Origin of the sequence: Providencia sp. PROV116 (genome assembly GCF_028482485.1) — a bacterium.
GTDB lineage: Bacteria > Pseudomonadota > Gammaproteobacteria > Enterobacterales > Enterobacteriaceae > Providencia > Providencia rettgeri.
Map to the genome: position 1 here is coordinate 66659 of NZ_JAMPQO010000030.1, position 14371 is coordinate 81029.

General features: G+C 38.1%; 14 protein-coding genes and 1 other annotated feature. Of the genes, 8 read left to right on the top strand and 6 right to left on the bottom strand.

Going from position 1 to position 14371, the window contains the following annotated elements:
* Positions 1-42: 42 nt before the first annotated feature.
* Positions 43-519, top strand: coding sequence for a protein CreA (gene creA / locus PSE72_RS17785; protein ID WP_115166603.1), 477 nt, complete (start codon positions 43-45; stop codon positions 517-519).
* A gap of 110 nt (positions 520-629) precedes the next feature.
* On the opposite strand, the gene arcA is transcribed toward creA, so the two are convergent.
* Positions 630-1346: a two-component system response regulator ArcA gene (gene arcA / locus PSE72_RS17790; protein WP_004905684.1), complete on the bottom strand. Its 717-nt coding sequence runs from the start codon at positions 1344-1346 to the stop codon at positions 630-632.
* Between the two features lie 1090 nt (positions 1347-2436).
* On the opposite strand from arcA, the gene thrL reads away from it, so the two are divergent.
* The 4 genes from thrL to thrC all read left to right on the top strand — a co-directional run bounded on the left by thrL (position 2437) and on the right by thrC (position 7281).
* Positions 2437-2505 carry a thr operon leader peptide gene (gene thrL / locus PSE72_RS19975; RefSeq protein ID WP_071548816.1) on the top strand — a complete coding sequence of 23 codons (69 nt, stop codon included), beginning with the start codon at positions 2437-2439 and terminating at the stop codon, positions 2503-2505.
* Positions 2444-2565 (top strand) — a sequence feature (Thr leader region). It overlaps the preceding gene by 62 nt.
* Positions 2566-2589: 24 nt before the next feature.
* Positions 2590-5049 carry a bifunctional aspartate kinase/homoserine dehydrogenase I gene (gene thrA, locus PSE72_RS17795; RefSeq protein WP_115168250.1) on the top strand — a complete coding sequence of 820 codons (2460 nt, stop codon included), beginning with the start codon at positions 2590-2592 and terminating at the stop codon, positions 5047-5049.
* Positions 5050-5052: 3 nt separating this feature from the next.
* Positions 5053-5982 carry a homoserine kinase gene (thrB, locus tag PSE72_RS17800; protein ID WP_109911848.1) on the top strand — a complete coding sequence of 310 codons (930 nt, stop codon included), beginning with the start codon at positions 5053-5055 and terminating at the stop codon, positions 5980-5982.
* 3 nt (positions 5983-5985) lie between these two features.
* Complete coding sequence (thrC, locus tag PSE72_RS17805; RefSeq protein WP_115166604.1) at positions 5986-7281, top strand: threonine synthase; 1296 nt, start codon at positions 5986-5988, stop codon at positions 7279-7281.
* A gap of 126 nt (positions 7282-7407) precedes the next feature.
* Here thrC and PSE72_RS17810 read toward each other — a convergent pair whose 3' ends face one another.
* From PSE72_RS17810 to PSE72_RS17830, 5 genes are all read right to left on the bottom strand, one after another.
* Complete coding sequence (locus tag PSE72_RS17810; RefSeq protein WP_272691042.1) at positions 7408-8055, bottom strand: hypothetical protein; 648 nt, start codon at positions 8053-8055, stop codon at positions 7408-7410.
* A 56-nt stretch (positions 8056-8111) separates the two neighbouring features.
* Positions 8112-8327 (bottom strand): hypothetical protein, encoded by a 216-nt coding sequence (locus PSE72_RS17815; protein WP_004914725.1) that lies wholly within the window; start codon positions 8325-8327, stop codon positions 8112-8114.
* A gap of 215 nt (positions 8328-8542) precedes the next feature.
* Positions 8543-9010: a hypothetical protein gene (locus PSE72_RS17820; RefSeq protein WP_115166606.1), complete on the bottom strand. Its 468-nt coding sequence runs from the start codon at positions 9008-9010 to the stop codon at positions 8543-8545.
* A 114-nt stretch (positions 9011-9124) separates the two neighbouring features.
* Complete coding sequence (locus PSE72_RS17825) at positions 9125-10510, bottom strand: Cu(+)/Ag(+) sensor histidine kinase (RefSeq protein WP_115166607.1); 1386 nt, start codon at positions 10508-10510, stop codon at positions 9125-9127.
* Complete coding sequence (locus tag PSE72_RS17830; RefSeq protein WP_115166608.1) at positions 10503-11186, bottom strand: heavy metal response regulator transcription factor; 684 nt, start codon at positions 11184-11186, stop codon at positions 10503-10505. The genes PSE72_RS17825 and PSE72_RS17830 overlap by 8 nt, the downstream gene beginning before the upstream one ends.
* Before the next feature lie 154 nt (positions 11187-11340).
* Between PSE72_RS17830 and PSE72_RS17835 the strand changes: the two genes are divergently transcribed.
* From PSE72_RS17835 to PSE72_RS17845, 3 genes are read left to right on the top strand one after another with little or no spacing between them, the layout of a single operon-like run.
* Positions 11341-12735 (top strand): efflux transporter outer membrane subunit, encoded by a 1395-nt coding sequence (locus PSE72_RS17835; protein ID WP_115166609.1) that lies wholly within the window; start codon positions 11341-11343, stop codon positions 12733-12735.
* Positions 12736-12743: 8 nt separating this feature from the next.
* Complete coding sequence (locus PSE72_RS17840; RefSeq protein WP_226537944.1) at positions 12744-13085, top strand: copper-binding protein; 342 nt, start codon at positions 12744-12746, stop codon at positions 13083-13085.
* Between the two features lie 17 nt (positions 13086-13102).
* Positions 13103-14371, top strand: a complete 1269-nt coding sequence (locus PSE72_RS17845; protein WP_115166610.1) for an efflux RND transporter periplasmic adaptor subunit — start codon at positions 13103-13105, stop codon at positions 14369-14371.

Genomic DNA, 14371 nt, shown 5'->3' on the forward strand with positions numbered 1-14371 from the left:
CTACGAAGTTTTACCGATTTTTAGTTGAATAGGAAATTCAGTATGCGTCGTTCCAGATTAAAAAATATCGTACTTGCAGCATTATTATCAGCGTTGCCGGGCATCACATTTGCTGAAGAAATCGGTTCAGTCGATACTGTTTTTAAAATTTTCGGCCCTGACCATAAAATTGTCGTTGAAGCATTTGATGACCCTGATGTTGAGAATGTGACTTGTTATTTAAGTCGTTCAAAAACAGGTGGAATCAAAGGGGGCTTAGGTTTAGCAGAAGATACCTCTGATGCTGCAATTTCATGCCAGCAAGTTGGACCGATTGAGTTAAATGACCGTGTTAAACGCAAACCAACGAAAGGGCAGGTTGTCTTTCAAAAACGAACGTCTTTAGTTTTCAAAAAATTACAAGTTGTACGCTTTTATGATCCCAAGCGTAATGCATTAATTTATCTGACTTATTCAGATAAAATGATCGACGGTTCACCAAAGAATGCGCTGAGCGCAGTACCGATTATGCCTTGGTGATTACAAAATAGTTGAGCCGCTATACTCGCAATAAAAATCACTCGCAAATAAAAAATCCGTTGCCTGAAAGACAACGGATTTCGATAACCAGTAAATAATTAGCTTTCTAATTATTCGTCTAAATCACCACAGAAACGATAGCCTTCACCGTGGATAGTAGCGATAATTTCTGGTGTGTCAGGTGTCGATTCAAAATGTTTACGAATACGACGGATCGTTACGTCAACAGTTCTGTCGTGTGGTTTTAATTCACGGCCAGTCATTTTCTTCAGCAGGTCTGCACGAGTCTGAATTTTTCCTGGGTTTTCACAGAAATGCAGCATCGCACGGAATTCACTACGGGGTAATTTGTAGTGCTCACCGGCAGGGCTGACTAATGAACGGCTGTTGATGTCTAATTCCCAACCATTAAACTTATAGCTTTCCACTAAACGACGCTCTTCCGTACCACCCGCTAAATTCATTGTACGGGACAGTAAATTGCGCGCACGAATAGTCAGTTCGCGTGGGTTAAATGGTTTAGTGATATAGTCATCAGCACCAATTTCAAGGCCAAGGATTTTATCGACTTCGTTATCACGTCCTGTTAGGAACATTAACGCAATGCTTTCTTGTTCACGAAGCTCACGAGCAAGTAATAAACCGTTTTTTCCTGGTAAATTAATATCCATGATGACTAAATTGATGTCGTGCTCAGAGAGAACGTTATTCATCTCTTCGCCATCAGTTGCCTCATGAACCACATAGCCTTCCGCTTCAAAGATGCTTTTAAGCGTATTGCGTGTGACTATTTCATCTTCAACAATCAAAATGTGTGGGGTCTGCATAGTTGCTACCTAAAGTATTAAAATAAAAATACTGAACTCACAAGCCGTTTCCAGTTAGGTGGTTATTGATATTGTTCTCTAGAAAAACGTTTATGAGTATAAATTTGTTATGAAATTCAGCAGTGACATTATGTTGCCATTTTAGGCAAAAGACTTTAACTGCAAGTCAAAATATAAGCACTTTCCCAATATTGTACTGTTAACAGCAATATAACAGCTAATACTGCATTTACCACCTAAAAAACTAACTTTTGTTGATACATATCAAAATCAATTGTAGCACGTTAACAAAAATTGTTAGGCAGATAATTATATAAATTAATGCGGTGTTTAGGAATCAGATAGCGTCTAAAAAAGGGGAGTAGTTGATGCATAGGGTATGCTTCGGCTTGGTATCAATGAATATAGTCTTCAATGAGTTAAATATACCATTATAAATAATGTTTAATTTGTGACTTACCTCCAATTTCGAAATGTTATTTTGCTACAGAAAAAGGTGAAAAATTTATCTTGCTAGAGATAACGGGGTGTAAATATTTAGTTTTTGATTTTTTGTTTCATTTAATTAGGAAAAATACTTATTTTATTTTGATGTAGCTGTGTTTTAACAATTTCATAGCATTTGTTTGTAATTTAAACGAATGAAGAAATTATGAAATTAAGTACTCATACTTACTTGTGTAATCTGTTGTCATTGATGTTTGTGGATTTGAGAGCATGGATGGTAAATAGTAAGAAATAAATACACGAAATACGTCGATTCAGTTGGTCATTTTTACTCATTTTTTCATCTTGATTCTCTTCACAAGAAATCGCTAAAGGCTATCTATTTTGCCTATTTAATAGGCAATTTCATTTCTGGCTAGGTAAAAAATTATTTAACTTAAAATTTAAGTTTTTTTGGTTTTTAACACCATTATTGCAGTGATAGGTATCTTTTTGTGAATGTGTTTTTCGCGCTGATAGATAATTTATCAAATAAAAAAAGAGTTTTAAAAGGGATGTTTTGCAAATAAATTTGACAAAATATACCAATTGCTTTAACCGTATAGGGAGAAACTTAAAAGAATCTAAGAGACAGACAGAATCTATGCGTAATATCAGCCTGACTATTATTATTACCACCACCACCGTAACCACAGGAAACGGGGCGGGCTGACGCATCCAAAAAATAAAAATGAAAAAGCCCGCATACTTAACCGATGCGGGCTTTTTTTTGGTGTTAATTCAGGAGAGAAATACCATGCGTGTGCTTAAATTTGGCGGTACTTCGGTTGCAAATGACGAACGAGTACTGAATGTTGCTGACATCGCTGAAAGTAAACTAGCAGATGGACAAGTGGCTTTGGTGTTATCCGCACCAGCAAAAATCACTAATCATCTGGTTGCTATGATTGAAAAAACGGTTGCAGGACAAGATGTCATCACGCATGTTAATGATGCTGAAATGATTTTTGCTAACCTTTTAAAAGGATTAAAAGAAAAACAACCCGGTTTTGAATATGACCGGTTAAAAAAATTGACAGAGCAAGAATTCGCACAAATCAAACAAGTACTGCATGGTATTACTCTTCTCGGACAATGTCCTGACAGCATTAACGCAGCCATTATCTGCCGTGGCGAGAAACTCTCTATCGCCATTATGGAGTCGGTGCTGAAAGCACGCGGCCATAATGTGACTGTAATTAACCCAGTAGAGAGCTTACTCGCGAAAGGTCATTACCTTGAGTCTACCGTTGATATAAATGAGTCAACAAAACGCATTGCTGATTTAAATATACCGAAAGATCATTTTGTCTTAATGGCGGGCTTCACTGCAGGTAATGACAAAGGTGAATTAGTGGTATTAGGTCGTAATGGGTCTGATTATTCAGCTGCAGTTTTAGCGGCATGCTTACGGGCTGATTGTTGTGAAATCTGGACTGATGTCGATGGGGTTTATACTTGTGACCCGCGTTTAGTACCCGATGCACGTTTGTTGAAAGGCATGTCATATCAGGAGGCCATGGAGTTATCCTACTTTGGTGCCAAAGTTCTCCACCCCCGCACCATCGCCCCAATAGCTCAATTCCAAATCCCTTGCCTGATAAAAAATACCACTAACTTAAGCGCTCCGGGTACTTTAATTGGTGATGGCCAAACTGACGATAGCACACCAGTGAAAGGGATCACCAACCTGAATAACATGGCGATGATTAACGTATCTGGCCCCGGTATGAAAGGAATGGTGGGTATGGCTGCACGCATTTTCTCAGTCATGTCTCGTAAAGGGATCTCGGTCGTCCTGATCACGCAGTCTTCATCAGAATACAGTATTAGCTTTTGTGTCCCGCAAAATGAATTAGTGAGAGCACGTGCCGCACTGGAAGAAGAGTTTTACTTAGAGCTGAAAGATGGCGTACTTGATCCTCTGGATGTAATGGAACAATTGGCGATTATTTCAGTTGTGGGTGACGGCATGCGCACGTTGAAAGGCATTTCCGCGCGTTTCTTCTCCGCTTTAACTCGCGGTAACATAAACATTGTCGCTATCGCACAGGGGTCTTCCGAACGCTCTATTTCCGCCGTTATTGCCAATGAGTCAGCCACAACAGCGGTACGCTTATGTCACCAAATGCTATTTAATGCGGAACAAGTTATCGAGGCCTTTATCATTGGTGTTGGTGGCGTTGGTAATGCATTAATTGAGCAAATTCACCGCCAGCAACAATGGTTAAAACAAAAGCATATTGATTTGCGTGTATGTGGTATTGCTAATTCACGGGCAATGTTAACGGATATGCAAGGGATTGATTTAGATAACTGGAAAGCGGAGCTAGCGGAAGCGAAAGAGCCATTTAGTTTAAGCCGTTTAATTCGCTTAGAGCGTGAATACCATTTCTTGAACCCTGTCATTATTGACTGCACATCAAATCAGGAAATTGCAGAGCAGTATGTCAATTTCTTGAAAGATGGTTTTAATGTGGTCACACCAAATAAAAAAGCCAATACTTTGTCGATGGATTACTACCATCAGTTACGTGCGGCAAGTGAAACATCGAAACGTAAATTCCTCTATGACACTAACGTAGGCGCGGGCTTGCCGGTTATTGAGAACCTGCAAAATTTATTGAATGCAGGGGATGAACTGGTTCATTTCAGCGGAATTTTATCCGGTTCTTTATCATTCATCTTTGGTAAGTTAGACGAAGGCATGTCTTTATCCGAAGCCACAACACTCGCTAAAGAAAAAGGTTTTACGGAGCCAGACCCTCGTGATGATTTATCGGGTATGGATGTGGCGCGTAAATTGTTAATTTTAGCCCGTGAAGCAGGTTATGACTTAGAGTTACAAGATATTGAAATTGAACCTGTTTTACCAACGGATTTTGACAGTAGTGGCGCAGTGCCTGAATTTATGGCACGCCTACCACAATTGGATGGACAATTTGCGCAACGTATAAAAGCCGCAGAAGCAGAACAAAAAGTGTTACGCTATGTTGGATTGATTGAAGAAGGACGCTGTCAGGTTAAGATTGTTGCCGTAGATGGTAATGACCCTCTCTTCAAAGTTAAAAATGGCGAAAACGCACTAGCTTTCTATACACGCTATTACCAACCAATTCCTTTAGTATTAAGAGGTTATGGCGCAGGTAATGATGTTACTGCGGCGGGTGTATTTGCGGATATGCTGCGTACCCTTTCATGGAAATTGGGAGTTTAATAAGTGATTAAAGTTTATGCACCGGCTTCAATTGGTAATGTGAGCGTCGGGTTTGATGTCCTAGGGGCAGCAGTTTCGCCTGCAGACGGTTCACTATTAGGTGATTGTGTAACAGTTGAAGCGGCAGACACCTTTTCGTTGACGAATAAAGGCAAATTCGTTGCTAAACTTCCGAAAAAGAATGAGCACAATATTGTTTACCAATGTTGGCAGCTGTTTTGTGAGCGTCTTGGTCAGCCATTAAATGTTGCGATGACGCTTGAAAAAAATATGCCAATTGGTTCAGGGCTCGGTTCTAGTGCCTGTTCTGTTGTCGCCGCATTGATGGCGCTAAACGAATTTGCAGAGAAACCATTTGATGATACCCAACTGCTTGGCATGATGGGGGAACTGGAAGGGCGTATTTCTGGTAGTGTGCATTACGATAACGTTGCACCGTGTTTTTTAGGTGGTTTACAACTGATTATCGAGCAAAATGGTATTATTTCACAGCCTGTACCTGCATTTGAAAATTGGTATTGGGTTATGGCCTATCCAGGAATTAAAGTATCAACAGCGGAAGCACGTGCGATCCTGCCTGATAGCTACCCACGTCACGACATTGTAAACCATGGTCGATACTTATCAGGGTTCATTCATGCATGTCATACAAACCAGCCGTTACTTGCAGCAACGATGATCCAAGATGTTGTTGCTGAGCCTTATCGTACACAACTATTACCGGGTTTCGCGGCAGCGCGTCAGAACGCAAAAGAAATAGGTGCATTGGCGTGTGGTATCTCTGGCTCTGGGCCAACACTATTTGCTATTTGCGATGAGAAACATATCGCTGAAAATATGGCGAGCTACTTGCAACAACATTATATTCAGAATGATGAAGGCTTTGTGCATATCTGCCGTTTGGATCTGGCCGGGGCAAGGACAATAGGGTAAATAATGAAACTGTATAATTTAAAAGATAACAATGAACAAGTAAGTTTTGCACAAGCGGTTAAGCAAGGGTTAGGGAAGCAACAAGGCTTATTCTTTCCCCAAGATCTGCCTGAATTTAGTGCGGCTGAAATCGACGAATTATTAAAATTAGATTTTGTCACACGTAGCAGCCGTATTTTAAGTGCTTTTATTGGTGATGAAATTCCATCAGAAGAGCTAGCAGCGAGAGTTAAAGCCGCATTTGCTTTTTCTGCGCCAGTTTCTAAAGTTGAAGATGATGTTGCAACGTTGGAGCTATATCATGGGCCAACGCTCGCATTTAAAGACTTCGGTGGCCGCTTTATGGCTCAGGCGTTAGGTCAAGTCGCTGGTGAGCAACCTGTGACCATTTTGACGGCAACTTCAGGGGATACCGGAGCGGCAGTCGCTCACGCATTCTATCGTCTTAATAACGTGCAAGTTGTTATTCTCTATCCAGAAGGGAAAATCAGCCCGCTGCAAGAAAAACTCTTTTGTACACTGGGTGAAAATATTCATACGGTTGCGATTAAAGATGACTTCGATGCGTGTCAGGCATTAGTAAAACAGTCATTTGATGACGAAGAGTTGAAAAAGGCGCTGTACTTAAATTCAGCGAACTCGATCAATATCAGTCGTTTACTTGCTCAGATCTGCTATTACTTTGAAGCGGTCGCGCAGATCCCAGCAGAAAAACGCGATCAACTAGTGATCTCGGTTCCGAGTGGGAACTTTGGGGATCTTACGGCAGGTTTATTAGCCAAAGCAATGGGCTTACCTGTCAAACGCTTTATTGCAGCGACTAACGTAAATGATACTGTGCCGCGTTACCTTGTTGATGGACAATGGAAACCAAAGCAAACTGTGGCTACATTATCGAATGCCATGGATGTTAGTCAGCCGAACAACTGGCCTCGTATTGAGGAGTTATTCCGCCGTAAAGGTTGGTCCCTTGATGAATTAGGCCATGGGGTTGTGAGTGATGAAGTGACTAAAGAAACAGTACGTGAATTAGATAAAAAAGGATATTTATCTGAGCCACATGCTGCGGTTGCTTATCGTGTGCTGCGTGACCAGTTGCAAGAAGGCGAATACGGGCTGTTTTTAGGTACGGCACATCCAGCTAAGTTTAAGGAAAGTGTTGAAGAGATCCTTAATAAGGCCATACCTTTACCAAAAGAGTTAGCTGAGCGTGCTGAGCTACCGCTACTTTCACACTTTTTACCATCTGACTTTACCCAATTACGCACATTTTTAATGAAATTAGCACCTAAGCAATAAAGAATACGTGGATACGAAAAACGGAAGCAGAAGCTTCCGTTTTTAATGATAAGACCATTTATTGTTAAGGTAATTATATGGTTTCATATTGCCACATCACTTATTCACAGCTAATGAATTTGCCTATTAGAGTGTACTAATGCCGTCGAGGCCATCTCTACCACCATCTGAACCACCGCGTCCCCCTTTACCGCCTTGGCTGCCATTGCCACCATTGCCGCCATTTCCACCACCAGAACCATTTCCACCATTGCCGCCATTCCCCCCATTACTTCCCCCATTCCCCCCGTTTCCTCCATTCCCCCCGTTTCCTCCATTCCCATTCATTGTACCATTGCCGGTTCCATCACCATTTCCCCCATGGCCACCGTCACCACCGGTAACACTACCATGGCCACCATTTCCACCGTTACCATTACTGCCAGCTTCTGCATTTCCACCGTTACTACCGTTGCCGTTATTTGAACCTGTTCCGCCATTTCCACCATTTTGACCATCACCACCTTGCCCGGCCTGACCACCTAATCCACCTTGACCATGACTTCCATTTTGGCCATGATTTCCGTTTTGCCCATGGCTTGCAAAGCTAAGGATCTTAGAATAATAATATTGACCATTTAATATCGAACATATTTTATTATTAACGTCATTAATAATAAGTTCATTTTTTAATGAACAATTAGATGTAGTACTAAATAAGGAATGAGAATAACTTGAGATGGAATAAGAACTAATTAATAACAGACTTAATGAAATGCAAACCTTATGATTCATGTATTTCTCCTTTCCCCCTTCAAAAAGAAGGGGGAGAAATTTAATATTGAGATAAATTAATGACCATGTCCGCCATTGCCGCCGTTACCACCATTGCCACCATGACCACCGTTGCCACCATTACCACCATTACCACCGTTTCCACCATTATGTAGTGAATATTCGGCAGAAAAAGTCATTATATTTTTTGATGATAATTGAGACTCTAAGGAAGTTGCAGATGCTAGTGTTGAAAATAATAATGATGCGATAATAATAGATGCTTTGTACATAATAAATCCTCATTGAAAAGTTTAAATGAATGTGTACTGCAAGTGAATTGTAATTCACAGATTCGAATAATCAATAAAGGATTTATTTATTTAGGTAATAAAAAATGTAATAGGGTAAATCATTATAATAGGCTTTAAACTTACTATAATGATTTTCTGATTAAAATAGACTTTTGTCTTATTTCATTGAACTAAATAATTTTATTTAAAATTAATTATTTGTTATCTTTTGATATTTTCATAATTTCATTTTGAATTGGTGCCGAAGAGCTATTTTTATTGAAACTTAGCATAGTAATAGCCTTCTCACTTTCATTCATATCGGAAAATAATTTAGCCGTTTTTACTATCGGCTTTTTATAGTTAGGTGATTGTTTTTGATGGCGGCTGATCATTTTTAGTATTACTGGAGATGTGTTATTTTGAGTAAAATTCAATGCAGTAGCAGCTTGAGTATGTTCATCTAATTGAAGAAATGACTGAGGTGAGTTAATTATATTCTTGCCAGAAATACCCGCTTGCTTCAAATGGTTATTAATCGATTTTAGATTGGAATAAGAGGTATTATTTTCAGTGAAACTGAGAGCAGTTGCTGCATTATAATGAATTTCTTTTTCTGTTTGAGCTGCTGTTACATGTGTTGTTACAGCAGAAATCGCTAAAGCAAAAATAATTTTTTTCATTGTGAATCCTTATTAAGTTAAATAATTTATCTTATAACTATAATAAGGCTTTATTTCTGTCTGAATACTGACAACAAAATGACAAAATTGCCATTTATAATGAAATTTTTAATTTTATTTTATAGGTAAAAATACAGTGAAACGTGTTGAAAAATCATCTGATGTTACAGTGATCCTGCCTTTATGTGCTGATACAATCGATTTGACGATAGCTAATCCGATACCGCTTCCTTCATTTTTTCGTTGTCTTGATTTATCCACGCGATAAAACCTATCAAAAAGTTTAGCTAAATGTTCTTCTGGTATTTTTATACCAGGGTTGCTGATGATTAATTCAATTCCCTCTTTTACATTTGAAATATTAATACTGATAGAATCGCCTTTTGGGGTATAGCGGATAGCATTTGAGATTAAGTTAGTAATCGCTCTCCTTAACATGTCTTTATCGGCCATAATAGAGGTTGTTTCACCAATCAGCTTGAGTTTTATTTCATTCTCTTCTGCGAGATATTCAAAATAATCAAATATAAGCTCTATTTCAGTTTTAATATTAATCATTTTTTTCTCTGGAATAAGCCTATTATCATCTGCTTGAGCAAGAAAAAGCATGTCAGATATCATTCGTGATAGACGGTTATATTCTTCCAAATTAGAATATAACACCTCAACTAGCTCTTCTTTACTGCGGTTTTTACTCAGAGATATTTGAGTTTCAGTCATTAAATTAGTAATTGGCGTACGCATTTCATGGGCAATATCTGCAGAGAAATTCGTTTGCCTTACAAAAACATCTTCAATCTTTACTAACATCTGATTAAATGATTTAGTTAATTGCTTTAATTCATTAGGCACAGAGTCAGGGTCTAAACGAACACTTAAATTTTCAGAGGTTACATTCTTTATTTCATCGCTAACTTCTTTAAGTGGCTTGAGGCCTTTGATAACTAAAAAATAAACAACTGCAATAGTAAATAAACACAGTAAAATCGCACTGATTATCAGGTTATATATGAGAGAGCTAAGATAATTATGATGAAAATTAAGAGAAAGAGCCGTTACTAGGCGGTATTGCTGTATATCATTGGTGCGATATACCTTAATTTTACTTTCGGCTAATCGATAACTTTCAAGATATTGATCCGCATTATCTTTAGTCGAGTCATAATTTTTTAGGCGAGAAATGAGGTCTACAGTTGCATTTGAGGAAGTCAGGACATTCCCATTTTGATCTATGAGGTAGACAACCAAATCTTGGTGTTCATTCAAAATAGTTCTGATACGTGAAAATTGTTCATCTTGTGAGTTAGTTTTTTCACTTAATAAACTGCGAATAGTGAGATTTATTTGGCTCAATGTATATTCATCTTGCTGTTTGAAATGTAACATAACTGAATTGATCATGATCGAGCTAAATAATAATAAAGCGAGGGAGAGGGTAATACTGATTAAAACAATAAGACGAATTGAAATAGAGACAGGAGATCGAAATAACTTAATCATTTTCAGCGATCTCAAGTAAATAGCCCATTCCTCTGATGGTATGAATCAATTTAGGTTCATAGCCTTGATCTATTTTAGCTCTCAGTCTTTTAACTGCAACATCAATGACATTGGTATCACTATCAAAATTCATATCCCAAACTTTTGAGGCTATTAGAGAACGAGAAAGAACTTCACCTTGGTGAAGAATAAAAAATTCCAATAAAGAAAACTCTTTACTGGTGAGTATAATTTTATCATTTTCACGGGTAACGCGCCGTTTGATCAGATCAACATGCAAATTAGCGATGGTAAATTGTGTTTTTTGGATGCTGTTATTGCCTCTGCGCAATAAAGTTCTCACTCGGGCAAGTAGCTCAGAAAAATCAAATGGTTTAACGAGATAATCGTCAGCACCTAACTCTAACCCTTTGACTCGATGTTCAACATTACCTAAAGCAGTAAGCATGAGTATTGGTGTATTTTTTCCTACACTGCGTAATTTTTTTGCAATCTCCCAGCCGTTAATATCCGGCAACATCACATCAAGAATAATTAAATCATAGTCTTCAGTTGTGGCCATATGCAGGCCTGTAATGCCATTTTCGATTGCATCAACAATAAACCCGGACTCACTTAAGCCTTTAGATAAGTATTCTCTCGTTTTATGTTCATCTTCAACAATAAGTAATTTCATCTTAGACCTAGCAGACAGGTAAACAATACTGCCATTCTAAGCACTACAGTAACGAAATGTAAAATGACAAATTTGTCATTTTCATGTCATGAATCTAACAGTTGTTCTTTTTTACTATAGCCTCAATTTTAATCACTAGAGGCATGGCTATACCATGTATTCCCCAAAAATATTAATTATAGCTTATGCCTTAATTTTGACGGGTTGTGTTTCGCTAGCCCCTGAATATCAACGTCCTAATCTTAATGTACCTCATCAATTCAGTAGCAATATTCCTGATGCAGTAAAGCAGTCTCAAATAGAATTATCGATTCCTAGTTGGGACCAATTTATTCAAGATCCACAAATGAAAAGAGCGATAGAAATTGCGCTTAACAAAAACAGTGATTTATATCTTGCTGCGTTAGATGTAGAAGAAGCTCGTGTGCGTTTTGGGTTAGCGGAAGCTGAAAAATATCCTCAAGTTAATTCATCAATGAGTGCTGACTACAGCCAATCATTAGAGTCTGGCACATCGTTCAATAAGAAATATAGTGCGGGTATTGATATCAGCTATGAACTGGATTTTTTTGGACGTATTAAAAATTTATCTGATGCAGATAAAGCAAAATTTATCGCTTCTCAAGAGATGAACCGTGCGACACAAATTATAACAATCAAAACGGTAGCAGAAGCGTATTTAGATGTGGTGTATAACCAAAAACTATTATTAATTGCACAAGAGACGAAACAAAGCTACCTCAATAGTCAATCGATAGTAATACAAAAAGTGGCGGCAGGAAAAGCGGGGCTATCAGACTTAGAACAAGCTAAAGGACAAGTTCAGTCTATTTCTATTAATATCGAAAAAATTGAAAGTGAAATTGCAAAAAATGAAAATTTACTGAATTTTTTGACGAATGATTATGTAACAAAGATAAACTCAGAGTTAGGGCACTACGAACCGAATTATCCCTTGATTATAACACCTTCAAATATTCCTTCTGAAATATTATTAAAACGCCCAGATATTATGGCAGCAGAACAAAATATTGTTTCTGAGAATGCCAATATTGGTGTAGCGAGAGCCGCTTTTTTTCCTTCAATTTCCTTTAATACGGGTATCGCAAGTAATAACGAGTCTTTAACTGGGCTATTTGATTCTTCAAATGGTATCTGGAATTTTATTCCTAAAATCACGTTGCCTATTTTTACTGGAGGATCAAATAGCCGAAATTTAGAGTTGGCAAATATTAGAAAAAATAAAGCGATTGCTAATTATGAAAAAAGCATTCAGGTGGCGTTTCGTGAAGTGAAAGATGCCCTAGTGATCAAATCGAGTTTAGAAAAACAACTTATATCCCAAGAGCAATATGTCAACACGCTGCAAAACGTCTTAATACAGAAACAAGCTAGTTATCGATATGGTGGCTTGAGCTATCTCGATGTTCTTGAAGCACAGCGTAGCTTATTTACCGAACAGCAAAATTTATTGATGTTAAAAATAGAACAGCAGAAGAATGAAATAAATTTATTCTCTGCACTAGGTGGCGGATTAATAAAATCATGAGGGTAACAATGAAAAAATTAAATACGGTATTTTTTGCAATTTCAATGGCGATGTTAGCAGCAACTGGCTATGCAAACGGCGCTGAACATAACCACTCTATTTATCCAGAAAAAGTCGCAGAACCGACAATCAATACGGAAGGAAAGCTCATTTCGATTGATAAAGAGAACAAGAAATTAACGATTAACCATAAAGAAATTGAAAGTATTGGCTGGCCACCAATGACTATGCGTTTTACTTATGAAAATGAAAATATGATTAACGGTTTACAAGAAAATGATGAATTAAAATTTTCATTTGTACAACAAGGTAATCTTTCAATGTTGAAATCTATCGAAAAGATAAACTAAATAGGTAGAGAGATGTTATGTCATTAGTTAACCTGACCAAATTGCTATTGGTAATTATTTTATCGAGTGTTATTTCAATTTTATTTTATCGTTATTTTTTCGTTGTTGAAAATAATAGCCAATCAGTTGAAAAACAAGAACGCACCGTATTGTATTGGTATGACCCAATGTATCCCAATACTAAGTTTGATCAACCAGGAAAATCCCCATTTATGGACATGGACCTTGTTCCTAAATATGCGGATGAAAACTTGGCTTCAGCGGATAGCAAAGGGATAACAATTAACCCAACACAGACACAAAATTTAGGGCTTAAAACGGTGGATGTAAAGTGGGGAAAACTAAACTATGACTTAACATTTCCAGCTGAAATTGTGTTTAATGATCACCAATTTGCTATCGTACAAGCACGAGAAAATGGTTTTGTTGAAAAAGTTTATCCATTCACAGTCGGTGAGAGGATCCAAAAAGGCGTTCCTATTGCGGAGCTAACGATCCCAGCATGGGTTGAAGCACAAAGCGAATATCTCGCACTTAAGCAAATGAATGCGAGCCAACAAGATCTTAATAGCGTCATTGAGCGTTTACGTTTAAATGGCATGCCAGAAGGTGCGCTTTCCCAGTTTATTAAAACAGGAAAAGTGCAAACACGTTTTACCGTTCAAGCCCCTATTTCTGGGGTAATTACTGCACTTAATCTGCGCTTAGGGATGAACATATCCAAAGAAGTCGTTATCGCACAAATACAAGGAACAGATCCATTATGGATTAATGCATCTGTTCCTCAGTCAGTTGCTGAATTACTTAATCAACAAACACAATTTACAGTTTCTATTCCTGCCTACCCTTCGCAGTTATTTACTGTAAAAAACTGGTTGATATTACCCAGTGCAGATCAAGCAAGTCGTACCATTAATATTCGTACAGAAATTGCTGATCCTAACCATTTATTAAAACCGGGTATGACTGCATATTTAAATCTAGTTGCAGAAGGTAAGGAAAGTTTGTTGATCCCATCGCAAGCCATTGTTGACTCAGGGAAAGAACAGCATGTTATTGCTGTTGGTGAGAATGGTGAATTTATTCCGAAAAGGGTGCGAGTGCTGAGTGAATCCCAACAAATGACAGCAATATCTGAAGGCTTACAAGTGGGCGAGCATATAGTGACTCAGGGCATTTTCCTAATTGATTCTGAAGCGAATATTGCCGGGGCATTAGCCAAGATGGAAGCGCTTCCCGAACCATCGGTGTCATCTAATCATTCATCACATAAATCTCAGGAGTAG

What these genes read in the sequence shown, in the direction of transcription:
- creA (WP_115166603.1), top strand. Translation starts at nt 43, where the DNA reads ATGCGTCGTTCCAGATTAAAAAATATCGTACTTGCAGCATTATTATCA.
- arcA (WP_004905684.1), bottom strand. Translation starts at nt 1,346, where the DNA reads ATGCAGACCCCACACATTTTGATTGTTGAAGATGAAATAGTCACACGC.
- thrA (WP_115168250.1), top strand. Translation starts at nt 2,590, where the DNA reads ATGCGTGTGCTTAAATTTGGCGGTACTTCGGTTGCAAATGACGAACGA.
- thrC (WP_115166604.1), top strand. Translation starts at nt 5,986, where the DNA reads ATGAAACTGTATAATTTAAAAGATAACAATGAACAAGTAAGTTTTGCA.
- PSE72_RS17810 (WP_272691042.1), bottom strand. Translation starts at nt 8,055, where the DNA reads ATGAATCATAAGGTTTGCATTTCATTAAGTCTGTTATTAATTAGTTCT.
- PSE72_RS17815 (WP_004914725.1), bottom strand. Translation starts at nt 8,327, where the DNA reads ATGTACAAAGCATCTATTATTATCGCATCATTATTATTTTCAACACTA.
- PSE72_RS17820 (WP_115166606.1), bottom strand. Translation starts at nt 9,010, where the DNA reads ATGAAAAAAATTATTTTTGCTTTAGCGATTTCTGCTGTAACAACACAT.
- PSE72_RS17825 (WP_115166607.1), bottom strand. Translation starts at nt 10,510, where the DNA reads ATGATTAAGTTATTTCGATCTCCTGTCTCTATTTCAATTCGTCTTATT.
- PSE72_RS17830 (WP_115166608.1), bottom strand. Translation starts at nt 11,186, where the DNA reads ATGAAATTACTTATTGTTGAAGATGAACATAAAACGAGAGAATACTTA.
- PSE72_RS17835 (WP_115166609.1), top strand. Translation starts at nt 11,341, where the DNA reads ATGTATTCCCCAAAAATATTAATTATAGCTTATGCCTTAATTTTGACG.
- PSE72_RS17840 (WP_226537944.1), top strand. Translation starts at nt 12,744, where the DNA reads ATGAAAAAATTAAATACGGTATTTTTTGCAATTTCAATGGCGATGTTA.
- PSE72_RS17845 (WP_115166610.1), top strand. Translation starts at nt 13,103, where the DNA reads ATGTCATTAGTTAACCTGACCAAATTGCTATTGGTAATTATTTTATCG.